The sequence below is a fragment of the Protofrankia sp. Cr2 genome (assembly GCF_963555885.1).
In the GTDB taxonomy this organism is placed as follows: domain Bacteria; phylum Actinomycetota; class Actinomycetes; order Frankiales; family Frankiaceae; genus Protofrankia.
On the sequence record NZ_CAUVXG010000012.1, the window covers coordinates 65,713 to 90,077 of the forward strand.

Annotated in this window: 24 protein-coding genes; 13 read left to right on the forward strand and 11 right to left on the reverse strand. The window is 67.4% G+C overall.

What is annotated here, in order from left to right:
* The 3 genes from U9978_RS08490 to U9978_RS08500 form a co-directional block, all read left to right on the forward strand.
* Positions 1-2,124: hypothetical protein (locus tag U9978_RS08490; protein ID WP_322760516.1), on the forward strand; the 2,124-nt coding region annotated here is incomplete at its 5' end.
* 198 nt (positions 2,125-2,322) lie between these two features.
* Positions 2,323-2,565 carry a type II toxin-antitoxin system Phd/YefM family antitoxin gene (locus U9978_RS08495; protein ID WP_322760517.1) on the forward strand — a complete coding sequence of 81 codons (243 nt, stop codon included), beginning with the start codon at positions 2,323-2,325 and terminating at the stop codon, positions 2,563-2,565.
* Positions 2,562-2,954 (forward strand): type II toxin-antitoxin system VapC family toxin, encoded by a 393-nt coding sequence (locus tag U9978_RS08500; protein ID WP_322760518.1) that lies wholly within the window; start codon positions 2,562-2,564, stop codon positions 2,952-2,954. The genes U9978_RS08495 and U9978_RS08500 overlap by 4 nt, the downstream gene beginning before the upstream one ends.
* Positions 2,955-3,017: 63 nt before the next feature.
* On the opposite strand, the gene U9978_RS08505 is transcribed toward U9978_RS08500, so the two are convergent.
* Together U9978_RS08505 and U9978_RS08510 are read right to left on the reverse strand one after the other, a co-directional pair.
* Positions 3,018-5,069, reverse strand: a complete 2,052-nt coding sequence (locus U9978_RS08505; protein WP_322760519.1) for a SpoIIE family protein phosphatase — start codon at positions 5,067-5,069, stop codon at positions 3,018-3,020.
* Between the two features lie 239 nt (positions 5,070-5,308).
* Entirely contained in the window at positions 5,309-6,490 is a 1,182-nt protein-coding gene (locus U9978_RS08510) for a CaiB/BaiF CoA-transferase family protein (protein WP_322760520.1), read from the reverse strand.
* Positions 6,491-6,603: 113 nt separating this feature from the next.
* Here U9978_RS08510 and U9978_RS08515 point away from each other — a divergent pair, with 113 nt between their 5' ends.
* The 3 genes from U9978_RS08515 (at position 6,604) to U9978_RS08525 (ending at position 8,975) form a co-directional block, all read left to right on the forward strand.
* A complete protein-coding gene (locus U9978_RS08515; RefSeq protein WP_322760521.1) occupies positions 6,604-7,455 on the forward strand; it encodes an enoyl-CoA hydratase/isomerase family protein in 852 nt (283 codons plus the stop codon).
* A gap of 4 nt (positions 7,456-7,459) precedes the next feature.
* Positions 7,460-8,374, forward strand: a complete 915-nt coding sequence (locus U9978_RS08520) for an enoyl-CoA hydratase-related protein (protein ID WP_322760522.1) — start codon at positions 7,460-7,462, stop codon at positions 8,372-8,374.
* A gap of 193 nt (positions 8,375-8,567) precedes the next feature.
* Positions 8,568-8,975 carry an NUDIX hydrolase gene (locus U9978_RS08525; protein WP_322760523.1) on the forward strand — a complete coding sequence of 136 codons (408 nt, stop codon included), beginning with the start codon at positions 8,568-8,570 and terminating at the stop codon, positions 8,973-8,975.
* A 198-nt stretch (positions 8,976-9,173) separates the two neighbouring features.
* Here U9978_RS08525 and soxR read toward each other — a convergent pair whose 3' ends face one another.
* Positions 9,174-9,680: a redox-sensitive transcriptional activator SoxR gene (gene soxR / locus U9978_RS08530; RefSeq protein WP_322760524.1), complete on the reverse strand. Its 507-nt coding sequence runs from the start codon at positions 9,678-9,680 to the stop codon at positions 9,174-9,176.
* Positions 9,681-9,788: 108 nt separating this feature from the next.
* Between soxR and U9978_RS08535 the strand changes: the two genes are divergently transcribed.
* The 4 genes from U9978_RS08535 to U9978_RS08550 all read left to right on the forward strand — a co-directional run bounded on the left by U9978_RS08535 (position 9,789) and on the right by U9978_RS08550 (position 13,287).
* Positions 9,789-10,562, forward strand: coding sequence for an SDR family NAD(P)-dependent oxidoreductase (locus U9978_RS08535; RefSeq protein WP_322760525.1), 774 nt, complete (start codon positions 9,789-9,791; stop codon positions 10,560-10,562).
* Positions 10,562-11,665 (forward strand): S-adenosylmethionine:tRNA ribosyltransferase-isomerase, encoded by a 1,104-nt coding sequence (locus U9978_RS08540; RefSeq protein ID WP_322760526.1) that lies wholly within the window; start codon positions 10,562-10,564, stop codon positions 11,663-11,665. Before U9978_RS08535 ends, U9978_RS08540 begins: the two co-directional genes overlap by 1 nt.
* A 396-nt stretch (positions 11,666-12,061) precedes the next feature.
* Positions 12,062-12,571, forward strand: a complete 510-nt coding sequence (locus U9978_RS08545; RefSeq protein WP_322760527.1) for a hypothetical protein — start codon at positions 12,062-12,064, stop codon at positions 12,569-12,571.
* 536 nt (positions 12,572-13,107) lie between these two features.
* Complete coding sequence (locus U9978_RS08550; RefSeq protein ID WP_322760528.1) at positions 13,108-13,287, forward strand: hypothetical protein; 180 nt, start codon at positions 13,108-13,110, stop codon at positions 13,285-13,287.
* 494 nt (positions 13,288-13,781) lie between these two features.
* Here the strand turns inward: U9978_RS08550 and U9978_RS08555 are convergent, their stop codons facing one another.
* The 7 genes from U9978_RS08555 to U9978_RS08585 form a co-directional block, all read right to left on the reverse strand.
* Positions 13,782-14,228 (reverse strand): hypothetical protein, encoded by a 447-nt coding sequence (locus U9978_RS08555; protein ID WP_322760529.1) that lies wholly within the window; start codon positions 14,226-14,228, stop codon positions 13,782-13,784.
* A gap of 707 nt (positions 14,229-14,935) precedes the next feature.
* Positions 14,936-15,826, reverse strand: coding sequence for an acyl-ACP desaturase (locus U9978_RS08560; protein WP_322760530.1), 891 nt, complete (start codon positions 15,824-15,826; stop codon positions 14,936-14,938).
* A gap of 17 nt (positions 15,827-15,843) precedes the next feature.
* The gene (locus U9978_RS08565) at positions 15,844-16,713 is read right to left on the reverse strand and encodes an SAM-dependent methyltransferase (protein ID WP_322760531.1); all 870 of its coding nucleotides are present in this window, start codon (positions 16,711-16,713) and stop codon (positions 15,844-15,846) included.
* On the reverse strand, positions 16,710-16,970 hold the full coding sequence (locus U9978_RS08570) for an acyl carrier protein (RefSeq protein ID WP_322760532.1): 261 nt from the start codon (positions 16,968-16,970) through the stop codon (positions 16,710-16,712). The genes U9978_RS08565 and U9978_RS08570 overlap by 4 nt, the downstream gene beginning before the upstream one ends.
* Positions 16,971-17,032: 62 nt before the next feature.
* Entirely contained in the window at positions 17,033-17,821 is a 789-nt protein-coding gene (locus U9978_RS08575; protein ID WP_322760533.1) for a ferritin-like domain-containing protein, read from the reverse strand.
* Positions 17,808-17,960 carry a hypothetical protein gene (locus U9978_RS08580; RefSeq protein WP_322760534.1) on the reverse strand — a complete coding sequence of 51 codons (153 nt, stop codon included), beginning with the start codon at positions 17,958-17,960 and terminating at the stop codon, positions 17,808-17,810. The genes U9978_RS08575 and U9978_RS08580 overlap by 14 nt, the downstream gene beginning before the upstream one ends.
* Positions 17,961-18,003: 43 nt before the next feature.
* Complete coding sequence (locus U9978_RS08585) at positions 18,004-19,731, reverse strand: AMP-binding protein (RefSeq protein WP_322760535.1); 1,728 nt, start codon at positions 19,729-19,731, stop codon at positions 18,004-18,006.
* 519 nt (positions 19,732-20,250) lie between these two features.
* Between U9978_RS08585 and U9978_RS08590 the strand changes: the two genes are divergently transcribed.
* Positions 20,251-21,078: an MBL fold metallo-hydrolase gene (locus U9978_RS08590; protein ID WP_416210898.1), complete on the forward strand. Its 828-nt coding sequence runs from the start codon at positions 20,251-20,253 to the stop codon at positions 21,076-21,078.
* Positions 21,079-21,103: 25 nt separating this feature from the next.
* Here U9978_RS08590 and U9978_RS08595 read toward each other — a convergent pair whose 3' ends face one another.
* Entirely contained in the window at positions 21,104-21,577 is a 474-nt protein-coding gene (locus U9978_RS08595; protein ID WP_322760537.1) for a PaaI family thioesterase, read from the reverse strand.
* A 309-nt stretch (positions 21,578-21,886) separates the two neighbouring features.
* Between U9978_RS08595 and U9978_RS08600 the strand changes: the two genes are divergently transcribed.
* The gene (locus U9978_RS08600; protein WP_322760538.1) at positions 21,887-22,978 is read left to right on the forward strand and encodes a phenazine antibiotic biosynthesis protein; all 1,092 of its coding nucleotides are present in this window, start codon (positions 21,887-21,889) and stop codon (positions 22,976-22,978) included.
* A complete protein-coding gene (locus U9978_RS08605; RefSeq protein ID WP_322760539.1) occupies positions 22,978-24,357 on the forward strand; it encodes an aldehyde dehydrogenase family protein in 1,380 nt (459 codons plus the stop codon). Before U9978_RS08600 ends, U9978_RS08605 begins: the two co-directional genes overlap by 1 nt.
* Positions 24,358-24,365 lie beyond the last annotated feature (8 nt).

The window sequence follows — 24,365 nt, forward strand, 5'->3', positions numbered from 1 at the left end:
CGCTGCATGGGGGAGGCGTATGTTCAGCGGCTGACTCATCGCATCGGCGCGCGGGGTTGTACGGAGGGCACGGATTTGTCAACGAACCTGCGGGCGGCCTCGCTGGACGGGCGTCGGGCTGCCAGCTGGTGGGCTGCACGGATCCCTGTCTGGGTGCTTCCCTCGTTGATCTGCGCCTGGTTCGTCGCGGTCCTGGCCGCGAAGGTCGGTAGTGGTCCCGCATGCTCAGCCACCGATCCGGGCAGCTGCGGCCCGGATCTGGGCTCGGCCCTGTTTGGTGCATCCCTGCTGGGCGTTCCGGTGCTGCTGTGGTGGTCCCCGGTAGCCGGCGCCGCCGCCGGGATCGTGTTCGGCGTCGCGGATGTGCTCGTCGACACCAACGGTTCCGCCCGGGTCGCCTTTGCCGTGTATGGCGTGGCCTGTGGTGTGGTCGCCGCCTGGCTGGCGCGGGTCCGGACGACCCAGCGGGCTGTCTTCGATCAGCCGGCCGGCATGCCCGTGACCCTGCCGCGGGTTCGCCCGGGCGGACCCCGGCGATCCCGACTCCTGGCCGCGGCCGCGCTCACTGTCGTGGCGGTCGGGCTGTATGCCTGGTACGACCACTTGGGCGCCGTTGAGGACGATCATATCGCCGCGGCCGGCGTAGAGAGCGTCCAGATCGTCGCGGTGGGCGATGGACGGATCACAGTGGTTCTTGCATCGGGGTTACCCCACACCGTGGTTGTGTCCGACGCCGGCATCTACCCGACCGGTTCGTCCGTGCGCGTCCTGACCGATCCGGGTGATCCCGACTGGATCCGCCTCGTGGCCGAACCGGATGACCCGAGCGGCTGGGCGGCCGGGGCGTTCGGTGCCGTCGCGGTCGCGCTCGCGTTGATGTCGCGGGAGTTCGTCGGATGGCGTGCGCGCCGCGGTCTGGTGACCGGGCGGCACCGTGGCGTCCAGGTCAGGATCATGACGGATGAGCGTGGTGCCGCGCTCGTCTACGCCGTGGACGATGTGGTCGGCGAACGGCCGCTCGCGGTCGTCCCCGTTCGCTGGGCGTCCGGGATGGTCGGATCCGAGTCGGACGGATCTGGTCAATTCGGTGTTCCCGGTGTTCCCGGTGTTCCCGGTGTTCCCGGTGTTCCCGGTGGATGGGCCGATGAGCGGGCCTTCGGGCGGGCCTGGCGTGGCGAGGTCAGCGAGGATGTCACCGCGCACGTCGCCACGCTGGTCGGCGGGATGCACGATGACGCCTGGCCGGCTTTTGTCATCGGTGATTCTGCCGGCAGTGATTCTGTTCTCGGCGAGCCGGCCGCCGCAGAGTCGGTCTGCGATGACGTTCTGCTGCCCACCGCTCCGCTGCGGACGTTCCGCTCGCCGCCGGGCACCTGGTGGCGCTTCGTGCGAGGCGGCCGCATATCCCGGGTAGCCCGGACCGGATCGGGTTCGGGTTCGGGTTCGGACGACAGCGCATATGGCCTGCCCGGCCGTCCGGTACCGGCGAGCGACGATGCGGGCGTGCCCGATCTGCCCGCGGTCGTACGCGGGCCGGGCAGATATCGGGCGGCCGGCGCGGCAGCGCTGGGCGCAGGACTGCTCGGCGCGCCGATCGCCGTCCTGCTCGGGCTGGACGTCCTGCCCGCCGCGTGGCTCGGGGGCATTCTGCTGGCCAACGGCCTGTTCGCCATCGGCCGCCGCGTGGTCCTCGACGATGACCGGTTGACCGTCCGCGGCGCGATGTTCGCCCACAGCGTCGCCTGGGAGTGTCTGCACGGCGTTCGGCTCGTCGGTGACCGGCTGGTGCTGGCCTGGGAACCGGCCACGGTGGTGGCGGTCGGGCCGTTCGCACCGGTGGGGGAGTCGCCCGGGCGGCGGGAACAGGCCGAGCGGACCGGCGCCATGATGATGACGTTGTGTGCGCGGTCTGGTGCGTCCGGTGCGGACGCGAGTGCGAGTACGGACACGGACACGGACACGGACACGGACACGGACACGGACACGAGTGGGGGCGCGAGCGCCGATCCTGCGCTGTCGCCGCGTGGCGCGGTCACCCGGGCACCGGGTTTCGGGTTCATGGTGGCCGGCGCCTACATCCTGCTCATCGCCGCGGCCTGGTGGTGGCACGTCCACCACGGCTGACGAACCGTGCCGTGATGTCCGGGTGCGATGACCGCGGATGATGGGGAGCCCCGACGAGCGGAAGATAGACCGCCAAAAAGGCCATAAATGAGACACAGAACGTATGTCGACCTTCCACTCGTGGACCTGGGTACGTGTCCAGCTCGAGAGGTCTGACGACGCTGATCGGCCATTCGGATCGTGCGGTAGACTAAGTTCATGACTAAGCCTGCCATCCAGGTCGGTGTGCACGAGGCGAAGACGCGGCTGTCCGAGCTGCTGCGTGCGGTGGCTGGGGGGCAGGAGGTCGACATCCTGCGTAGCGGCCAGCCGGTAGCCAAGATCGTCCCCTTTGCCCCCCGGAACACGCGTGAGATCGGTTTCGACGACGGGCGATTCACTGTCCCCGACGACTTCGACGCCCCGCTGTCGGGCGACATCGAGGACAGCTTCTACCGGTGAGCCGCTACCTGCTCGACACCCAGGTGTGGCTCTGGCTGCTCGCCGAGCCACGGCGCCTGCGTGACGAAACCCATGACCTGTTGGCCGATGCCGCGAACGAGATCCTGCTGTCCGCCGTGAGCAGCTGGGAGATCTCGATCAAATACCGGCTCGGCACGCTGGCACTTCCCGAACCGCCGCGCAGTTATGTGCCGGACCGGATGCGTCGCTCGGGGACGACGGTGCTCGCAGTCGAACACGACCATGTGCTGCGCGTGGCCGAGCTGCCGGACCATCACCGGGATCCCTTCGACAGGATTCTGGTCGCGCAAGCCCAGGCGTTGGACGTACCGCTGGTCACTGCCGACAGCCAGCTTTTGGCCTACGACATCACGATTCTGCCCGCCTGACTGCCCGCCTGACTGCCGGGCTACACAGCGGCTTTCGCCTACCTGACGACAAACGTGCGGCGACTATTGATCGCCGAGGAGGTCCGCGGCGAGCAGGCAGAGGTCGTCCTCTCTGCCGCTGGGCCCGGCGACCTCGTCCAGTAGCCGGTCGCACGTCGCGTCCAAGCCCATGGCGTGGGAGTCGGCGGCAACGGCAGCCAGGAAGTCGAGTCGGTCGGAGATGGATGTGTCCCGGCGTTCGATCAGCCCGTCGCTGTAGAGCAGCAGGCGTGCGTGTGCCGACAGAGTCACGGTGTCCTGTCGGTAGACCAGATCGTCCACGGCGCCGAGGATCGGGCCGTGGACCTCCTCCAGAAAGGTCGGGATGGCGCCGTCGAGCAGCAGCGGTGGCGGATGCCCCGCACATGACCAGGTCAGCAGGTGGTTGGTCACGTTGAGGCAGGCGACCACCGCGGTGGCGTAGACCTCTGCGTCGGACGTCGCGAGGCTGGCCGACAGTTGACCGGTGATCGCGGCGGGGGTCTGACCGAGCATGGCATAGGCGCGTGCCGCGTGCTTCAACTCGGCCATCACCGTGGCGGCACGCAGTCCGTGGCCACCGACGTCACCGACGATCAGCATGAGTGAGCCGTCCGGGAGCGTCAGTGCGTCGTACCAGTCGCCACCGACGTCGACGTCCCGGCCCGCCGGCAGGTAACGCGCGGTGAGTTCCACGCCGGCGACGTTCGGCAGGTGTCGCGGCAGGATCGCCTGTTGGAGTGCTTCAGTTACTGAACGCTGTCGCTCGTACAGGCGTGCACGTTCGATCGCGTGGGCGCAGGTCCCGGCCAGGGTGGTCAGGAAGGCCCGCTCATCGGCATCGAAGGTCTGATCGGTAGTCCAGCCGAGCAGGATGACGCCGATCGGTCGCCCCGAAATAATCATAGGGATATGTGCCATGCCGGCCAGCAGAGCAACCTCAAGGAGGTTGCGGACGTGCGGATAGTCGGCCAGGTAATCCGCGCGGGACGCGTCGAAGCGGGCCCGGGCGGTGCGCAGGACATCCGGGGTGGCCGCGGTTGCCCGGCCGGAGACCCGCTCTAGGACGTGGTTGACGCGGTCGGACTGCGTCGTCGGGCTGACCATGCGTATCCGGCCTTCCTCGCCGACCAGTATGATCGCTGCAATGTCGGCACCGAGGTCGTGACGCGCAGAGCGGGCCATGACGTCGGCGACGTCCGGGACGGTCAGTGCCTGGCCGAGCGCCGCGGTCACGTCGAAAAGCTTGCGGGCACGGTCCAGCGCCGACGACAGCGAGGTGATCAGTTCCGCGCGCTGTGCCTCCGCGCGTCGGCGCTCGTCGACGTTACGGAAGTACACGGTCATACCATCGGGCGCGGGGAACAGTCGGATCTCGAAACAGCCGGCCAGCGGCCCGTAGTACCCTTCGGTCTCCGCCGGGACCTGCGTCCGCAGGGCCTGCAGGTAGAGCTGTTCGAATGCGGAGCCGACGACCTCCGGATACACCTCCCACATCGGCTTCCCGATCAGCTCGGAGGGGTCACGGCCGAACAGCCGACTCGCGACCGCGTTGACGAACACGAACCGGCCGCTGCAGTCGTAGACCGCCACCCCGTCGCTGACATGTTGCATCGCGCGGCCGGCCTGCTCGCGCCCACTCCGTAGTTCGGTGGTGTCGGCGCAGACTCCGGCGATACGGACAATCTGACCGGAGGTGTCGGTGATGGCCTGGCCGCGCCACTGTAGCCAGACCGGTGAACCGTCCGGGCGTATCACCCGGTACTCCTCGAGGATGAAGCCACCGGTCGCCAGCGCCGTGGCGATCCGGGCCTGCAGGTTCGGCACGTCGTCGGGGTGGACGAAGGCCAGGAACGCCTCCAGCGTGCCGCCGAACGCGTCCAGTTCGATGCCGTGCAGCTCGGCGGTGCGCCGATCCCACCGTAGCGTTCCGTCGACGATATCCCACTCCCAGACGCCTACCTGCGCGGCGTCCAGAGCGAGCCGTAGATGATCGAGAGCGTCGGCGTCCGTGGGCGATCGCGCGTCACAGTCGGCTGACTGGCCGGAGTCGCCGGCTGTGCGGTCTGCGCTCGCGCGGTCGCCTGACCTGCTCACGGGGACCCGGTGGTCGCGTGGAAGGTCGTGGCTGGTCCGCCCAGGATCGGACGGCGGTGTCGACACGGCTCGACAGTCAACCACGAGACCTCGGGTGCGCATCAGCAAAGGGAACGGAACAGGCCAGTATCTTGCCAGAATGTTACAGCGTGCTACCACATCCCCAGTGGTTCTCGTCACGGTCGCGGATGTGTTCGACCGTCGGATCGTGGGTTTCGGCGGGCGGCCGCCTGACCCTGTCAGCCCGCAGCGGTCCCGCCGACGACCCCGGCATCGACCAGCCTCGCCACCTCCTCCGGTGCGAAACCCCAGCCGGTGAGCACCTCGGAGGTCTGCTCGCCGGGCAGTGGCGGCACGGCGCCGAGTTCCGCCGGCGTACGGCTGAAGCGCGGTGCCGGCGCGGGCTGCACCACGCCGTCGCGTTCGATGAAGGTGCCACGCTCCGCGAGGTGCGGATGTTGCGGAGCCTCGGTGAACGACAGCACCGGTGCGACACAGGAGTCGGTGGCCAGCAGCAGGTCGGCCCACTCGTCGCGGGTCCTGGTGCGGAACACTGCGGCGAAGCGCTCCTTGAGCGCCGGCCACTGCGTCGGGTCGTCCCGCGAGGGCAGTTCGTCCGCGGACAGGCCCAGAAGGTTGATCAGCTCGTTGTAGAACGGGCCTTCCAGCGCGCCGACCGCGACATACCTGCCATCGGCGGTTTCGTACACCTCGTAGTAGGGAGCGCCGGTGTCGGCGAAGTTCGTGCCGGGCTCGTCACGCCAGCGTCCCTGCGCAAGCATGCCGTGAAAAAGTGTGGTGAGCAGCGCGGTGCCGTCCACCATGGCCGCGTCCACGACCTGGCCGTGCCCGGAGGCGCGTGCCTCCAGCAGAGCGCAGACCACGCCGAAGGCGAGCAGCATCCCACCGCCGCCGAAGTCGCCGACAAGACTGAGCGGCGGTACCGGTCGCTCCCCGTGCCGCCGGAAGTTGTTCAGGGCACCGGCGAGCGCAATGTAGGTGATGTCATGGCCGGCGGTGTGGGCGAGTGGGCCGTCCTGCCCCCAGCCGGTCATCCGGGCGTAGACCAGCCGGGGGTTGCGGGCCAGACAGACCTCGGGCCCGAGGCCCAGTCGTTCCATGACGCCGGGCCGGAACCCCTCGACCAGCACGTCTGCGGTCGCGACCAGCGTGAGCAGCGTCTCGATACCGGCGGGGTTCTTCAGGTCGAGGGCAACCGAGCGCCGGCCGCGGTCCATGGCGTATCGGCGGGGATCGGCGGCCTGCCGGCTCTTCTCGTAGTCGCCGCCGGTGGTGGCCCGGCTGAGTCGATCCACCCGGACGACGTCCGCGCCCATGTCAGCCAGCAGCATCGCCCCGAACGGGGCCGGGCCCAGACCGGCCATCTCCAGCACCCGCACGCCTGCAAGCGGACCGGTCATGGGTGTCTCCTCGTTACGATGGCCCTATTTTATGGCTGACTAATCTGAATGATAGAGATGTATGGTATCGCCGGTCCCACAACGACACCAACGACGGGGACACAGGAGGCAGGATGACCATCCAACCGGGCGATGTCGAGCGGGGCGACGCCGAATCGGGCGATGCAGACAGATCCGTCGTCGTGAGCTGGCCGCGCCCGTCGATCGCCCAGGTCACCCTGGCCCGGCCTGAGCGGCTCAACGCTCTCACCTTCGACATGGTCGGACGGCTGTCCGACACGTTCACGCAGCTCGGGTCGGACGAGCGGGCGAGAGTGATCGTACTCACCGGGGCCGGCCGCGGCTTCTGCGCCGGGCTGGACCTCGCCGGCCACGTCCAGAGCAAAATGGCGCAATCTCGGGGGCCGGCCGAGCGGCTGCGTGGGCAGGAGCACTTCGCCGCGATGGTACGGGCGATCCGCACGATTCCTCAGCCGGTGGTCGCCGCGGTCAACGGCGCTGCGGCCGGTGCCGGCATGGCCCTGGCGCTCGCCGCGGACGTGCGGCTGGCCGCCGCGTCGGCCCGCTTCCACGTCGCCGCCGTCAAGATCGGATTGTCCGCGGGGGAGTGTGGTATCAGCTACCATCTGCCCCGCTGTGTCGGTTCGTCGCGTGCCTTCGAGATCATGCTGACCGGCCGCCCCGTGGACGCGGCCGAGGCCGATCGTATCGGTCTTGTTTCCCAGGTGGTCGACGATGCGGATCTGCTCGACCGCGCGCTGGACACCGCCGAGGCCATCTGCGCCAACAGTCCCTTTGCCGTGGCGATGACCAAGAAGATCATGTGGGCCAATCTTGAGGCGGGGTTCGACTCGGCGATCGAGCTGGAGAACCGGACCCAGATCCTGGCCTCCATGACGGCCGACTCGGCAGAGGCCATGCGCGCGTTCGTGGAGAAGCGAACCCCGACCTTCACTGGAGAGTGATGCGGTGGACTACCAGCAGATCCTGTACGCGGTCGACGAGAACGTCGCGACGATCACGCTCAACCGTCCCGAGCAGCGCAACACCGTCACCTACCGGGTCCTCGACGAACTGATCGACGCCTTCACCCGGGCCGGCGCGGACGACGACGTGCGCGCGGTCGTCGTCACCGGTAGCGGACGGTTCTTCTCGGCTGGTACCGACCTGTCCAGCGGCGACGGGTACAACGCCGCCGCCGCGGACTTCAAGCCGCTGCGCGGGGGGACCCGCGACGTCGGCGGGGCGCTCTCATTGTTGATCTATGACCTGCCCAAGCCGGTGATCGCCGCTGTGAACGGGACCGCAGTCGGGATCGGCATCACCATGATCCTCCCGATGGATGTGCGTATCGCCGCGGACGACGCCCGCTTCGGGCTGCCCTTCACCCGGCGGGGCATCGTCCCGGAGTCGTGTGCGAGTTTCTTCCTGCCGCGGATCGTCGGGATCTCACGGGCGGTCGAATGGGCCGTCACCGGACGGATCTTCCCCGCCGCCGAGGCGTTGGACGCGGGTCTCGTCCACCAGCTCGTGCCCGCCGCTGACGTGCTGCCCCGGGCCCGGGAGATCGCCACCGAGATCGCTCGCAACACCTCGGCGGTGTCGGTCGCCCTCACCCGGCAACTGATGTGGAAGCTCCTTGACGCGGACCATCCCGTCGAGGCGAACCGGCTGGAGTCCCAAGCCCTGCTCGCGCTCGGCCAGCTGGCCGACGTCGGTGAGGGGGTGGCGGCGTTCCGGGAGAAGCGGCCGCCCGCCTTCACCCTGCGCACCAGCCGTGACCTGCCCGGCTTCTATCCGTGGTGGACGACCCCACCCTTTGACGATCCTGGTGCTGGCGGGTCGCTGTCCGCGGTCGAGGAGGACGCTGAGCCGGAACCGTGACGGATCCGCATGGCGGAAACCACACGGTCAGTGTGCCGGCGGCCGTCAATGGTCTTCCCGCAGGAAATACTGTCGAGGACGTGCAGGCTCATGACTGTTTTCGGCTCCCCTGTCCTCGCCGCCGCGATCTTGCTTCTCGGTGACGGTGGTGCCGGGCGCAGCCGCCCCTGCAACCGAGCCCGGCGAGGCCGTGATGCGGCAGCGGATCGCCGCCTACGGCCTTTGCCGGGACGGCGACGGCCGCGTTCTGCTGGTGCGGGCCGCGCCGAGCACGCACCTGGCCGGCCAGTGGTTCCTGCCAGGTGGCGGCCTCGGTTTCGGTGAGAATCCCGAGGACGGTCTGGCCCGCGAGTTCGTCGAGGAGACCGGCCTGACGGTGCGGGCAGCCGCGCTGCGCACCGTCCTGTCGGACGTCTCGGTGCTGCCCAGCCAGGTGCGGGTGCACACGGTCCGGCTGATCTATTTGGTCTCGCTGTTCGACGGTGAGCCGCGCGCGGAGATCGCGGGCTCCACCGACGACGTTCGCTGGGTTTCGTCGAACCTGTTGGCGACCCTGCCCGTGGCGGACTACGCCCGACGCGCGTTGTCCGCCTTCGCCTGAGGCTGTCATGCGGGTACAGGTGCGGCCGTGGGCGCGGTCGTCGGCCGGCGTGGCCGGTGTCAGGACGAGGCCAGCGCCTCTGCTGGGGCGACCCGGCCCGAACCCAAGATTCAAAACAGACTCTCAGAGCCGAAGGATGTGATTCTGATGCTGCTGCACCAGCACCAGAATCACATCCTTGAGAGCCGGCTATGGCGGCTACGGCTGCCGCTGTGTTCGCGACCGGGGCTGCGGATGCCGAGCCGGCTCGGTCGGCTCGCGTAGGCGGGCGGGTAGGTAGGCGGCGCCGGGACCTTTGCGTGCCGCCACGTCGGCCGGGTTGGACATTGCGCACAGTTGCAGGGAGAGGCACCCGCAACCGATGCAGGAATCGAGCCCGTCGCGCAGGGCTGTCAGCGCGGTGATCTGGTCGTCGAGACGTGTGCGCCAACCGCGGGAGAGCTTTGTCCAGTCCGCCTTGGTGGGCGTTCGGCCACCGGGTAGTTCCGCCAGCGCCGCGGCTACCTCGTCGAGGCTGAGGCCGACGTTGCGTGCGGCGCGGATGAAGGCGAGCCGGCGCAGAATGTGACGTTCGTACCGGCGCTGTCCACCGGAGGTGCGTGCGGCACTGAGGAGCCCCTCACGTTCGTAGTAGCGCAGTGCCGACGCTGCGAAGCCGCTGCGCCGAGCGACCTCGCCGACCGTGAGCAGATCCGTGGACAGCATCGGTGCCTCCCTGGATCCGGGTAGCCGATCCGACCGGATCTCTTGACTTAAAGCTGACTTCAACTACCAGTATGACGTCCAGTTGCTGCAATCGCAAAAGGAGATCTCATGCCGGTCGCACTCGTCACTGGAGCATCCCGTGGGCTCGGCCGGGCAACCGCCCGTGCACTGGCAACCCGGGGCTGGTCGCTCGTCATCGATGCGCGGGGCGCCGACGCTCTGCAGGCAGTGGCCCGGGAGCTGACGGCCGCCGTCACTCGTCCCAACGTCACTCGTCCCGACGTCACTCGTCCCGACGTCACAGTCACGACCATCCCCGGCGACGTCGCGGATCCGCGACACCGGACGGCTCTCGCCGCCGCCGTGCACCAGCACGGCCGCCTCGATCTGCTTGTCAACAACGCGAGCGTGCTGGGGCCGAGTCCGCAGCCCGAGCTTGCGGATTACCCGTCCGACGAGCTGGCGCGTGTCTATGAGGTCAACGTGTTCGCGCCGCTGGCGCTGGCGCAGCTCATGCTCCCGTTGCTGGCCGACGGCGCCGGCACCATCGTGAACGTCAGCTCGGATGCGGCCGTCGAGGCGTACCCGGGCTGGGGCGGGTACGGTTCGGCGAAGGCCGCGCTGGACCAGCTGACCGCGGTGCTCGCCGTCGAGCGGCCGTCGTTGCGCGCCTACTCCTTCGATCCCGGCGATATGCGCACGCAGCTGCAGCAGGAGGCATTCCCGGGGGAGGACATCAGCGACCGGCCCGCGCCGGAGACTGTGCTACCCGCCCTGCTGCGGCTGGTCGATGAGCGTCCGGCCAGCGGCCGTTACCGCGTGGGTGACACTGCCATGAGTGATACCGCTGTGGTTGGCCGCGCAGCCAGGCCGGTGTCGTGATGACGGCGGGTCCCGTGGCCCGGACGCGGTTCGTGCTGCCGGCGCAGGCAAGCGCGGCCATGCCGCCGGAGGCACGAGGTCTGCGGCGCGACGGCGTCCGACTGCTGGTTGCCGATGAGCTGGGAGTACATCATGCCCGCTTCGCCGACCTGACCGGCTTTCTCGAACCCGGTGATCTCGTCGTCGTCAACACCTCCGCGACGCTGGCCGCGGCCGTTGACGGTTGGCGTGACGGGCGCACCGGAGCGGGGCGTGACGGATGGACGGCGGAGGCAGCGGTCGTCGTCCACTTCTCCACCGCTCGTGACGACGACTCGTGGGTGGTGGAACTCCGTCCGCCGGGTCGGGCGACCGGGCCGGTCAGCGACGCGGTCGCCGGCGAGAAGGTCGGCCTACCCGCGGGTGGGTCGCTGACACTTGTGGGTCCCTGCTCCGAGACCGCCCACCTGGATGGCGGCGTCGTGGGTAACCGGCTGTGGCGGGCACGGGTTGACGTCGAGGGAGGGGTCGGCACTTTCCTGGCCAGACACGGCCGGCCCATCACGTATGGCTACGTGACCGGTCGCTGGCCGTTGGAGTCCTACCAGACTGTGTTCGCCCACGACCCGGGCAGCGCGGAGATGCCCAGTGCGGGGCGACCCTTCACGACCGAACTGGTGACGTCCCTGATCGCCGCCGGAGTATCGATGGCTCCGCTGACCCTGCACACCGGCGTCTCCTCACCGCAGGAGGGTGAACCGCCGTTGGCCGAGCGGTTTCGTGTTCCGCCGTCGACCGCGCGGCTGGTCAACCTGACCAGGACGGCGGGCCGGCGGGTCGTCGCAGTGGGCACGACGGTCACCCGTGCGCTGGAGACGGTGGCACGGCCAGACGGCACCGTGCGGGCCGGGCAGGGGTGGACGGACCTGGTACTCGGGCCGGAGCGTCCGGCCCGGGTTGTCAGCGGCCTCGTCACTGGTTGGCATGCTCCGGGTGCCTCGCACCTGCTCCTGCTGGAGGCGGTTGCCGGCGCGGATCTCGTGGGGCAGGCATACCAGGAGGCGGTGCGTGAGCACTACCTTTGGCACGAGTTCGGTGACAGTGCTCTGCTATTGCCACGGTAGCACCGACAGCCGCCCGCCGCGGAGAAAGAAACCGAGAAGACATCCGTGTTCGGTGGTACGAATGATCACGCCACCGTCGCCGGATAACAGACTGATGTATTGCCCGAAGGTGGTCTGGAAAAGCGGGCCTGAGATTCCGTTGTATGGTGTTCATGATTCTTCCGACGGGCTGTTCCCGGAATCCGGAACGGATCGTACCGAAAGCTCGTTCCTCGATGTTTCGGTGACGTCGGCCGGTCTGCCCGGTACCGCCCGGATCGTGGGTGTCGGTGGTATACCGGTAGGATCGATCATCCTGTCGCCTCCTCGAAGAGGGACATGATCATATCGCCTTCGGTCAGCTAGGAGCGCATTGTGATGAAGCGGTCGACTCTAATGGTCGACGGAACTGGGCGAATGTTCGGAACTGTCTTTCTGGCGACAGCGGTGGTCGGCGCAGTCCTGGGCGGGGCGATCAGTTACGTGACCGCAGATGGCACGCAAGCCGCTCCGTCCAGCACCGGTATCGCCGCTGTGGTGGCAAGCCCATCACCGTATGTCGACATCGCGGTCCCGTCGGCCGCCGCGGGTGATGTGGCCGCATCGGTCATCGACGCTCCGCAGGGCGTCGCGGTCGCCCCGGCCACAGCGCTGACGCCGCGTGCGGATGAGCCGGTCGCATCCGGCACTCAGCCTGCGACCAGCGGCGACGCGGCCGTGGGCGGGTCGGCCACCAGCGGCGCGGACCATCCGGGAGCGCCGGGGACGACGCCGGCACCGGTGCCGGTCGCGTCGACGCAGAACCCGGCATCCGATCCGGCCACGGCGACACCGGCTCCCAGCGCAACGGCGCAGGCGTCGGCGCCGGCGGCCACGACATCCCCGTCTCCGGCTCCGAAGCCGCTGCCTCCGGACAGCGGTCGGTGACGATCTGATGCTCGTCAAAAGAGGCTGTCGACACCGCTGACAGCTGTGACATCTCTCGGGTCCGCTCGGGCTTTCCGCCGTGCAACCGGTCCGCATTCGTATCTGTCGTAATACCGATTCATCGGCGTTTCCGGGACGGCGACCTCCGGATTGAAATCATTGGCATGATTGCCGTGACCGCGGTCTTCCACGATGAAGATGCGGAGTGTCACCATCACGGCGCGGTATGCTCCGTGTCGCGGCCAGGCAGCAGGGTCGGAGAAAAAAAGGTGTGGCGAGCCGGACAGAAGACATAAAGCAGGCTCGCAGGCTTTTCGGCCGGACCAGTGGGTATATCCAGCCAGGTGTTTCCACGGTGCTGTGCAGGGCTGTCGGGGGCCTGGCGGGACGGTGGATGTGCCGCTTTTTCCAGTGCTTCCACGCGACCGGAGATGGCTTTGTTCCAGGAACGGCGTAAAATGGGGCCCGGACGTTCTGGCTCGTTCATCATAAATATACCACGATCCGTTTTCGTCGGGCTGGGCAGCGGCATCCTCTTGCTGATCGTTTTTGCGCTTGCCGGGTCACTGGACCCGCTTGCGCTCGCCGCGGTGTTCAGCTATCTGGTCATCTACGGCTTTTCGCTCGTTCTGCTGCGCCCGCCGACGGCTCGGCGGCCGGACCCACCCCAGGTCGGAACCGACCGATTGCGTGGCGAGGACCAGAGTCCGGGGTAGCCGGCCGGTTGTGCGTCGCCGCTGGAGACCGCGGTTCCGTGCAGGCGGGATTCCCAGCCGGTCCGTGACCAGGTCCGGGATCAGGGCCGTGACCAGGGCCGGGATCAGATAGAGCGGACGCCGACCCGCGGGGTTGACACGGCGCCGTTGGTCATCCAGGTGAGGTCATTCTCGGTGACGCGTAGCCGTTCTGCGATCTCCTGGCTTGTTCGGCCGGACTCAACTGCTTCGCGAAGCGCCTGGCTACGTACAGTGCGCAGTGATGTACGTCGGTCGCAGTTGGTCCAGATCAGATCGTTTGCTACGACGGCCCGCTCAACCGGGTCGATGATGGCAAGCACCTCGTCATGGGATAGCACGCGACGATAGTGGTCGCTCTACGCCGTTCTGGCAATGCCTGCGTACGGTGGAGGTTGATCGGTAGCTACCAGTTGTCCAGGTCGTTCGTCTGGTGATTGAATCGCGTTGGTAACATATTGTCATATAGGCGGTACTCAGAGGACGCCACCGTGGTCCGCGCTGGGATGCGTCCGCCGCCGGTCGTGACGGTCCCGCACGCGTAGGTAGATCTCCAGGGAAAGGTTGAGCAGGAGGTGCCCCTCGTGGGCCGGCCGGCGGAACGTACCCGGTTGGACGCCGAAGAGGCGGGCGGCTCGTTCGCGGCGCTGGTCGAGGGTGAGGGCGAGGGTGCCCGGCCACAGACACAGCATGATCCCGGTCGCTTCGCTGTGCGGCTTGTCCAGGGCGGCGACGGCTGCGGTGAGCAGGCGATGCGTGAGGATCGCGCGGTCGTGGAGTGTCTGGCGGGGCATGCCCACCTCGGCGGGCCAGACCAAGTCGATGAACTCCGGTGTGTATGTGACGAGTTCGGCAGGCCGGCCTCCGCGGCGGAGCAGCCGGACGAGCTCGTTGTGAATCTGTTGCACAGTGGCTGTGTCCATCGGATGGTTCGGTCGTTCCCTTCCATGTGACCTGCGCGGACCGTCCTCGGTACCAACTTTCGCCGGCGTCCTGCCAGTTTCCTGCCAGGAGTGTGCTCTGTTGATGGTGCAGGCCTACCGGCTACCAGTCTTCTACGTGTTCCCGTACCCGGTTTTGTGCCGGCGTCGCGCTCGGAATCTGCCCGGTACAGGTGCTGAATTCTGCCACGGCCGCGATGTTGACTGTTGGGTGATGGGCAGAACGTGCGCTTGCGGTGGGACAGGCATGACGCCGTGGGGCCGCTCATCGATTGTCGCAGTTGCCTTGAGTGGGCAAGCGATCGGGAGGGTTGCCGATGAGCACAGAGCCGCATCCGAAGCCGCATCCACATCCCAAGGCGCATCCGACGCCGGGGCCGACGGCGGACCAGCCGTTATATGCCGCTGTCCGCTTCGCCGGTGATGACCGGTCCAGTGTCGCTGAGGTGGCGATTCTGTTCGAGAGCGCGGCCGCGGCTGACGATTACGCCCACAGAAGCCGCTGGGATGACTACCTCGTGGGCGCGGTCCGCTTCCATCTCCCGTCGCGAACCTGTCGGGTACGATGGGTGGCATGATTCGGTCGGTCCCGGGTGGCTGGCCGACTGCTACTGACACGCGCTGAAAGCTGAGGCCTCCGGCGGCGCGATCAGAACTGGATCGCGCCGCCGGAGGCCATCAGGGATCCATCAGAACTGATGCGTGGTGGTGCGGCAGGCTGCGATGAACCGGGTCAGCTCGTTCACACGATCCGAGCGGGCGTCGGCTGCATGGTTTATCACCCGGATCAGGTGTTCGTAGGCGTCGGTATGATCGTAACGCGCGGTGTCTGCGATCCGTAGCGCCCACCGCCAGTAGCCCTTGATCGTGTCTGCCAAGGGCATCCGGAATTGCGCTATCACGTCCCGGATCGGTTCCACTGCGGCATCGCCGTAGGTGCGCAGGTAACGTTCCAGCATGTCAGCCATGAACGTGAAGTGCCGGGCTTCGTCCCGGCCGAGCCGGTTCAGAATGTCCCGCAGGACCTCGTCGGTGACAACGGCGCGTAGCCCCTGGTAGTAGAGTTGGGTCGCTTTCTCCTGTACGAGGGTGTAAGTGAAGTACGAGACCGGATGCTCGTAGGGCAGGGTGAACGTCCGTCGGCCTTCCGTGGCGAGCTCCAGGCGCAGCTGTTCGGGTTCGGCGAGTCCGGACGCGACCTGGTAGCGGAAAAGAGCGCGGGCGTGGCTGTCTTCCTCCTGCGCCCAGCGGACTGTGAAGTGGTAGAGCTCCCGGTTGCGTACGAAGTCCTCGGGGCTGACCTGGTCGTCCAGCGGAAAGCGCTGGTTGTAGAGGGCGAAGTAGCCGGGCAGGTGGTCCTCGATCAGAGTGATGAAGCGGACCGCGGACCGCTGCCCGTCGGTCAGCCGCCCGCAGTCCGAAGCGTCCCAGCTGAAGTCGGTCTCGACGTCGAAACGGCGCGCGGTCGGTGCGGCGGCCATGAACGACGTCACTGCCTGCTCGATGTCGGCCGCGGGTAGCAGCGGGCTTGCCTCCCGCCGGGACGCAGGTGGGGTCCCGATCGCGTCCATGACGGCCATCGTTTCTCCTGACCGGGTCATCGGGCTTTCCGGCACGTCAGGGCGTAATGCTTGGTGGTGTAGCCCCATCCTGCGTTCGCGATTTCCAGGTAGCGTTCGAGCTGGGCCGCCAGACCCGGCCTGATCTGTTCGATGGCGACGGCGGCGCCGCGGACGTTGGTCAGCCAGTCATCGATCGTCTGCCGGTAGTCTCCGGTCAGGTCGTCGAGGCTGGTCAGGGAGAAGCCGGCGTCCTCGGCACCGCGGACCAGCTCGGACACCGGCCGCAGGTCTCCCCAGCCGAAGATGGCGTCGCCGACGAACCGGGTGCCGGCGCGCTGGTGGAACGTTGTGTGGGCGGCCGTGTTACGAAAACAGCTCTCCGACACGTACAGGGTGCCGCCGCGGCGGAGCAGCGCCCGTGCCCGACCGAATGCAGCGCTCAGATCGGGCATGTGCACGATCGACCCGAGCATCGTCACCGCATCGAAGCCGCCGGCGGGAAAGTCGGTCTCCTCGAAGTGCCCCTGCACGGTGGTGACGCGCTCGGCCACCCCGAGCTCGTGCGAACGCGTGCGGATGTACTCGTGCTGGCGTCCCGCCGGGCTGATTCCGACTGTCTGGCACTTGTATTCACCGGCCATGAACAACAGCAGCGAACCCCAGCCGCAGCCGACGTCGAGCAGGTGCTCGCCGCCGCGCAGACCGAGGCGTTGCGCGACGAAGTGCAGCTTGTTGACCTGGGCCTGCGCGAGCGTGTCCGACGGTGATCGGTATAGGCCGGAACTGTACTTGCGTGAGGAGTCCAGGAACAGGCCGAAGATCTCCGGATCGAGGTCGTAGTGCTGGTTGGTGTCGGCGAGGACGGCGGCCGCGTTGGTCGGCGTGGTCGCCGTGGTCGCTGTCACGCCGGATCCAGCGCGAGGGCACCCGTGACCACCAGCGCGACGTCGTTGATGGACGAGAGACCGAAGACGTCCTCGTCGTCCAGCTCGACGTCGTAGTGCCGCTCAATCCTGGCGATCATCCGAAGCACCTTGACCGAGTCCGCGCCCTGCAGCGACCGCAGGTCGGCGGACGGGGCCACGCTGTCGGCGCCAAGGCCGAGTTCCTCGGTCACGATCCCGGTGACCGTGGCGACGATCTGCTCCTGGCTGACGGACATCAGTGCTCCTTCGGGGGATGGGGGTGGCTGGTTCATGCCGGCGAGCGTCATGCCAACGAGCGTCATGCCAGCGAGTCAGCCAGGGCCCGCCGGATGCGGGCGCCGCTGCCAAGGTCCAGACCGGTCAGGGTGCCGAAGGCTCGTCGGATCTTCACCTGCAGGCGGTCGAGCTCGCCGTCCCCGGCAACCTGCTGCAGGAAGAACTCGAACCCGGTGTCGATCGTCTCGTGGCCGAGAAGTTCGGGTAGCTCGCTCTTGAAGACGCTCACCGGATGCTTGATCCGTGCGTCGGAGGTGTAGACGTGCAGCGTCTCAAGAACCGACGGCAGTTCGTCCGGGTGCGCCGCCAGCCGCTGACGGGTGAAGTGGATGAACTCACGAGCGTGTGCCGCCTCGTCACGGCTGGCGATGCGCATGATCTCTCTCAGTACCGGTTCGGTGACCCAGTCCGACAGCGCCCGGTAGACGTGGTTCACCGTCAGTTCCGAGACGATGTTTGTCGCCAGGGTGGCGGCCGGCGTGGTACCGGGAGCGTACGGTTCACGCATCGCATCGACCGGGGCGGTGTCGACGGGGACGTCGAGGGCCTGAAGCCAGGCCCGGAAGGCGTAGTGGTGCTGGAGCTCCTGGTAGCCCCAGATCGTCACGAACGCCGAGAAGTCGTAGTCGTCGACGAATTCGTTGAAGAAGCCGTGCTGGGCCGCGATCGAGTTCGCCTCGCCCATCACCGCGCTGCGGGCCATCGTGACGTGGTCGGGATGCACCAGGTCGTGATCGATCTGGTCGAGTGGGAGGTCGGTGAGCCGCCATTGGTGCCGCTCGTACTGCCGGAAGACGTCATAGCTGTGCATCGGGTTCCCTCGGTATTGAGCACGCATGTTTGATCACGTGGCCTCGGTCGCGGGCCTCGGTCACCTGGGCTTCGGTCACCTGGGCTTCGGTCACCTGGGCTTCGGTCACCTGGGCTTCGGTCACCTGGGCTTCGGTCACCTGGGCTTCGTCATGCCGGTTCGGCGGGGCCGGCCCCACGACGTCAGGCCGTGGCCTGCCGCACCTGCTCGCGCAGGGCCAGGCGTTGGAACTTCCCGCTCGACGTGCGCGGGAGCGAACTGGGCGGCACCAGGCGCACTGCCAGGTCGGGCAGGCCGAGCGTGCCGATGACCTGCGCACGCAGGTCGGCTGCGAGCAGGTCCCGGGCGGTCGGATCCTCCAGACTCGTCTCCGCGAGCAGCGTCATGAGTTCCGTGCGGTCGCGGTCGCGGTCGCGGTCGCCGTCGCCGTCGCCGTTTCGTGCCGCGACCGCGACGCAGCGGCGTTTGAACACTCCAGGGATGTCGCGGACGATTCCCTCCACGTCTTCGGGGTAGAAGTTCATCCCGTGCACAATGATCATTTCTTTGCGGCGTCCGGTGACGAACAGGTCCTCGCCGCGGCGGAACCCCAGATCTCCGGTGCGCAGCCAGCCGTCGGATGTGAACGGGTCGGTCTCGCTGCCCTCCGGGCGCGCGATCTGACGATCGTCGCGCGCTCTTTGGCCCTCTAGATAACCGGACGTCACCGAGTCCCCACGGATCTCGATCTCGCCGACCCGGTGGTCATCGGCGGACACACTGGTGCCCGCTGCGTCGGCGATCCGCACCTGAACGCCCCGCACGGGGTGTCCCACGCCGACGACGCCCCGTGCCTGGGAGTGCCCGCGTGCCACTTCGTGGGCCGACGCCGCATTGGCCAGCCGGTCGCGGTCAACCCAGACCGACACCGGCGCCCGGCCGAGCGACGGGAACGTGACTGCCAGGGTCGCCTCGGCCATACCGTAGACCGGGAACATTGTTTCCGGCGCGAAGCCCGCCGGTCCGAAGCGTTCAAGGAAACGCTCGATCGAGGAGACTGCGATCGGTTCGGCACCGTTGAAGGCGATCCGCCAGCGCCGCATGTCCAGCCGGGCCGCGTCATCCGCGGACACGGCCGCGGTCAGTTGGTCGTAGCCGAAGCTCGGGGCGGTGGAGATCGTCGCTTTGGAGGCGAGGAACTCGTCCAGCCATCGCGCCGGATCCTTCACAAACGAGGTCGGCGACCACACCGTCATGGGTATCCCGCGCATGATCGCGCACAGGGTGGCGAAGAGTCCCATGTCGTGGAAGAGCGGCAACCAGATGCCACCGCCGTCACCCGAGCCGAGTTCGATGCCCTCGCTGATGGCCTCGATACCGGCGAGCGCGTTGCCGTGGGTCAGCCGCACCCCCTTGGGCGCCGCCGTACTCCCGGAGGTGAACTGCACGATCGCCAGGTCCGTCGGCGCGACCGTGGGTAGCATCCCCGCCGAGGTAGCGCCGCAGCGCAGGTCCTCGGCGCAGACGAACGCGGTCTCGCCCATGGCCTCGCTGAAACGACCGGCCAGGGCACGGAAACGGGACGAGACCACCACGCGACGCATCCCTGCGACCGATGCGATCCGTGCCAGCCGGTTCGCGTGCCCGCGCAGGTCCCGGGCGGCGCTGGGCAGCGGCAACGGGCACGCGGCCGCGCCGGTCCGGGTGATGGCGAACAGGGCCTGCAGGAACTCGGGCGCGTTCTGACTGAAGATCCCGACCCGACTGCCGGGCCCGACACCGTCCGCGGTCAATGCGCCGGCCATCGACCGCGACGACTCGGCGAGGTCGTGCAGGGAAATCGTCGCACGTTCAGACGGGAAGGTGACGGGCGTGTCAGGGCGATACGCGGCTATCTGGTCAAGTGCTTCGTGCAACGTGCCGGCGAGCATGCGGTCTCTCCCTGCCTCATGAAGGTCGACCTGGCGAACACCGTCATCATCCGAAATTTTTCGTCGATGGTACGAACATTGTCAATATTTATCTCCCGGTTGTATTGATCTATTCGAGATGGCAATCGACCGTTGGTGGACGCCCATGCCGTCGGCGATTATTCCAGTGACTTTTGTGGCCGCTTTGCGGTCCGTTCACCGAGCGGATGGCGGGTCCTGTTCAAATTCGCAAAAGCGAACCGCCCGCTCCCACCGGTCTGACCACCACATCAGCTCCGGGTGGTGCCGCCGATCCCGGCCGGGATCGGCGGCCGCCGGTCAGGGCTTTGACCGGCCCGACGACGTAGCCGGGACGTCTACCCGGTTCAGCTCGCGGCGATTGGTCCTGGCAATCGTGCGTGTGGCAGCTGCTGGTTGCCAAGTCCATGATTGACCAGCACCATCGCTGGAACGAGTGAATTTTACGTTCAGAAAGTGCGGCGTTAATTTCTGTATTTCAAAAGATCGGACGTCTCTCCAATGCATCTCACGGTCCTCGGCTGTCGTTCTGGAATGCCAGCCGGCGGTCAGAGCAGTTCAGGCTACATGGTGAGCACAGAAGGTGCCAGAATACTGCTGGACTGCGGTCCGGGAGTGGCCCTGGCGCTCAGTGCGATCGGCCACCCGAAGATGCTGGACGCAGTTGTTATCAGCCATTTTCATTTGGATCACTGCTACGACCTGTTGCCCATTGGAAAGGCTCTTCTGAGCGGGCGCGCCCGGTATGGACACCACCTGGCGAACCTACCGGATACAGACGATGAAATCGAGCGTCCACCGATTCCACTGTACGTGCCGACCGGCGGTCGGGCGACTCTGGACAAGCTTGCGAAGCTGTTTCCGGTAGCGACCATTCCCGTGTTGGACAAAGCGTTCGACATCGCCTTCGACGTACGGGAGTACACCGGCGGTGAGGTGTTCAAGGCGGGTGACTGCGAAATCAGCATGCACCGCCTGCGGCACGCTGTTCCCAACTGCGGAGTCCGGGTGGACGGCCCGGCGGGAACGCTCGCCTACACCGGCGACACGGGCCGGACCGATGCGCTGATTCCGCTGGCCAGGGACGTCGACCTGCTGCTCGCCGAAGCCACGTTGGAGGTCACCGACGATGGACCACACGGCCACCTCAGCGCCACCGACGCCGGTGAGGCCGCAGCCTCCGCCGACGTCGCGCAGCTCGTGCTCACCCACTTCATCTCTGCCGACCCGGGCTGGCTGCAGGCCAGACAGGCCGATGCCAGCCGTGTCTTCGGCGGGCCGGTGCACCTTGCCGCACCGGCCGCGCGGTTCGATGTCCAGGTCGCCTGACGGTGCACCCACACGTGGTCGAGTTTCAGGTCGCATCCGTGGAGCGTGTCAGCATGCACGTGCTGGTTCCGTGGGCTATCAGCCTGCCGGCGGGGTCGATGACGCGTGCTTCCGCGAGCGCGGTGCGCTTCCCGATGTTGATCGTCCGGCCTTCGCAGGTGAGCTGATCGCCGTCAAGCCTCACCGGACGAATGAAGTTGACCTTCAGCTCGAGCGTGGTGTAAAGGACTCCATCGGCGAGTTCGGTGAAGATCGCGCTTCCCATGGCGGTGTCCATGAGGGTCGCCAGAACACCGCCGTGCACGGTATATATCGCGTTGGCGGTGGCCGGTGAGGGCGTGAGTGTGTACACCGTCCGGCCCTTCTCCACCGACTCGAGCGTTATACCCAGTGAGTGGCCGACCCCGATCCCGGCAGCCATTCCGTGCGCCAGTAGTTCCCGCAGTTCGCGTATACGGTTCAGCGCCGGGTATTCTTCTTTCGCGCCGTTGACCTGCACGGGTCCATTCTCCTTCGGATCGACTCCGGCCGGCTGTTCATGCTCACCGGATTGTACGAGGGAATCGTTGAGCCGGGACTCCGCGACGATGGACGGGTGGTGAACGAATGGTTGCTGTTTCGCCCGGGGCCGCGACCCGCCTCGGCCGGATGAGGCCTGGTGTCGGCCCGACGCCGGGCCTCATCCGGCCGACCCGCACGCAATCACCAATCGTCTGATAGAAATCGCCGTTATCGTGCTGTGCGCGCGGTCGGCTGCGAGAGGATGACTCGCGCCGACCTACACGACGCACGCAGCCGGAGGCCGCGAATGTTTTCCGCCGTTCTGGACCTCACCGCAGCAGGCGACGCGGCCGTCGACCCCGATGAATACATCTCCGCGCTGATGGCCTGGCACTTCAGCGCGGAGACCGGGAGTCCGTACTGGCTGCGCCGTGCACGGAGCCTGGGTTTCGACCCCGTCGCGGATGTTCGCACGTTCGCGGATCTCGACTTGTTCCCGAACGTCATCAACGAATTCCGGGACATTCCGGTCGAGGACCTGATTCCGCGTGGGCTCGAAGGCGCGGACCGGGAGATCGCCGGGATCTACGAAAGCGGCGGCACGACCGGAGCGCCGAAGCGGTTCGTCATGTTCGACCGCTGGATGGAGTTCGCCCTCAGTTGGGACGAATTCCACTACGCCGACCTCGGCACCATGAACACTCTGGCCATCACGCCCAGCGGGCCGCACATGTTCGGGGAGTTCGCCAGCCGGCGGGCGCGCCGCCACCACGGTGTGAAGTTCACCATCGACCTCGATCCCCGTTGGATCAAGCAGCTGATCGCGCGTGGGGACACGGCGGACGCCGACCGCTACGCCGAGCATCTCATCGACCAGGCCGCGCAGATCCTGAGCACTCAGTCCGTCGGAATCCTCGTCACGACGCCGCCGCTGCTCGAACGGATCGCGCGCCGCGCCGAACTCGTTGACCTGGTTCGCAAGCAGATCAGGTTCATCTGTTGGAGCGGCGCGCACATGGATGCCGATTCGCGGGACATCTTCAAGCAGGAGATCTTTCCGGAGATCCCGCTCAAGGGCCTGTACGGCAGTACCACGATCCTCGGGATGTCGCGTGAGCGGTCCGAGGACCTGCCCGGCGGGTTGGCGGTGTTCGATCCGCCCAGCCCGTACATCGTGTTCCGGGTCGTGCACCCCGAGACCGGTGCCGATGTGAACGTCGGCGAGCGGGGGCAGGTCGTGATGAACCATCTCAGCAAGTACGCGCTGATGCCGAACAATCGTGAGCGGGACGTCGCGCTGATGGCCGAGCCGCTGCCCGGCGCGCTCGGCTGTGCGGTCGCCGACGTCGGACCCGTCACCATGTTCGACAACCACTCGGTCATCGAAGGGGTCTACTGATGGGCGAGCCGGTCTACATCGATGCCCTCGGTCCGGCGGGACCGTACCGTTCCCGCGAACGCCAGCCGCTGACCGCGCTGACCGGCGCACAGATCGGCGAGATCAGCCAGGTGCCTGCGCTGTATGTGCGACGGACATTCGCCGCGATGCGGGGCTCCGCCGTCATGCCGGGTGCCGAGCGGCTGGCCGCTCTCACGAAGGCTGCTGATCTGTACCTGGATGCGACCATCGGCGGTCTGGACCCTGACGGCTACGCGCAGTTGGTGTCGACCGCGTCCGGCGTTCCGCTCGCCGTCGTCCGGCAGTCGGTCGAGTGGGTCGCGGACGTGCTGCGCTCCCAACGCCGCACGCTGGAGTTGGCGATGCCCCGGGGGGCGGTCGGTGACTGGCGCGCCCCGCAGACCCTCGCGGGGTCCGCCGTGTGGACACGGCGGGGTGACCTCTTCGCGGTCCACGCGGCCGGCAACACGCCGGCTGTCCACGGGCTGTGGCCCGAGGCTTTGGCGATGGGCTACAAGGTGGCGGTACGTCCCTCGGCCCGCGAGCCGTTCACAGCCTTCCGGCTGGTAAGCGCGCTGCGCGACGCGGGTTTCCCGCCGGCCGTGGTGACGCTGTTGCCGACCGACTACGCCGTCGCCGACGTGATCATCGCCGAGGCCGACTATGCCATCGTGTACGGCGGCCAGGACGTCGTCGACAAGTACCGCGCCAACCCCCACGTGCTCACCCAGGGTCCGGGCCGATCGAAGATCCTCGTCACTGCTGACGTCGATTGGCGTGAGAAGATCGACATTATCGCGGGCTCGGTCAGCCACCTCGGCGGTACCGCCTGCACGTGCGCCACCGCCGTGCTGGTCGAGGGCGATCCCGAACCCCTCGCGCAGGCGCTCGCGGCCATGCTGGGCCGGATTCCGAGTCTGCCGGCCGACGATCCCGAGGCGATTCTCACCGTGCAACCGACGGAGTCCGCCGTGGAGGTCGACCGCTACCTGCACACGGTGGCCGCTGATGCGCGGCCGTTGCTCGGTGGCGACACCGTCGTCGATGAGCTGCCGTCCGGCGGTTCGGTGCTCCGCCCGGCGGTCCATCTGGTCGACTCGAGTACAGCACCGCAACTGAACGTCGAGCTCCCGTTCCCATGTGTCTGGGTCGGCCCATGGCACCCCGATGACGGCATCGCGCCGCTGCGCGACTCGTTGGTGCTCACGGCGATGACTACGCGTAGTGATCTCATTGATGATCTGCTGGACGAGCCGTCGATCACAAATCTGTACCTGGGGGACAATGCGACGGTCTGGCTACGGCCGGGAATCCCGCACGACGGCTATCTGGCCGAGTTCCTCATGCGGACGAAGGGAATGATCCGTACGGGCGTATGAGCAGGTCG

Bases quoted from the DNA above. Each gene is read 5' to 3' on its own strand.
- U9978_RS08495 (WP_322760517.1), top strand. From the start codon at position 2,323: ATGACTAAGCCTGCCATCCAGGTCGGTGTGCACGAGGCGAAGACGCGG.
- U9978_RS08510 (WP_322760520.1), bottom strand. From the start codon at position 6,490: ATGACCGGTCCGCTTGCAGGCGTGCGGGTGCTGGAGATGGCCGGTCTG.
- U9978_RS08515 (WP_322760521.1), top strand. From the start codon at position 6,604: ATGACCATCCAACCGGGCGATGTCGAGCGGGGCGACGCCGAATCGGGC.
- U9978_RS08525 (WP_322760523.1), top strand. From the start codon at position 8,568: ATGCGGCAGCGGATCGCCGCCTACGGCCTTTGCCGGGACGGCGACGGC.
- soxR (WP_322760524.1), bottom strand. From the start codon at position 9,680: ATGCTGTCCACGGATCTGCTCACGGTCGGCGAGGTCGCTCGGCGCAGC.
- U9978_RS08535 (WP_322760525.1), top strand. From the start codon at position 9,789: ATGCCGGTCGCACTCGTCACTGGAGCATCCCGTGGGCTCGGCCGGGCA.
- U9978_RS08540 (WP_322760526.1), top strand. From the start codon at position 10,562: ATGACGGCGGGTCCCGTGGCCCGGACGCGGTTCGTGCTGCCGGCGCAG.
- U9978_RS08545 (WP_322760527.1), top strand. From the start codon at position 12,062: ATGTTCGGAACTGTCTTTCTGGCGACAGCGGTGGTCGGCGCAGTCCTG.
- U9978_RS08555 (WP_322760529.1), bottom strand. From the start codon at position 14,228: ATGGACACAGCCACTGTGCAACAGATTCACAACGAGCTCGTCCGGCTG.
- U9978_RS08560 (WP_322760530.1), bottom strand. From the start codon at position 15,826: ATGGCCGTCATGGACGCGATCGGGACCCCACCTGCGTCCCGGCGGGAG.
- U9978_RS08570 (WP_322760532.1), bottom strand. From the start codon at position 16,970: ATGTCCGTCAGCCAGGAGCAGATCGTCGCCACGGTCACCGGGATCGTG.
- U9978_RS08575 (WP_322760533.1), bottom strand. From the start codon at position 17,821: ATGCACAGCTATGACGTCTTCCGGCAGTACGAGCGGCACCAATGGCGG.
- U9978_RS08585 (WP_322760535.1), bottom strand. From the start codon at position 19,731: ATGCTCGCCGGCACGTTGCACGAAGCACTTGACCAGATAGCCGCGTAT.
- U9978_RS08590 (WP_416210898.1), top strand. From the start codon at position 20,251: ATGCATCTCACGGTCCTCGGCTGTCGTTCTGGAATGCCAGCCGGCGGT.
- U9978_RS08600 (WP_322760538.1), top strand. From the start codon at position 21,887: ATGTTTTCCGCCGTTCTGGACCTCACCGCAGCAGGCGACGCGGCCGTC.
- U9978_RS08605 (WP_322760539.1), top strand. From the start codon at position 22,978: ATGGGCGAGCCGGTCTACATCGATGCCCTCGGTCCGGCGGGACCGTAC.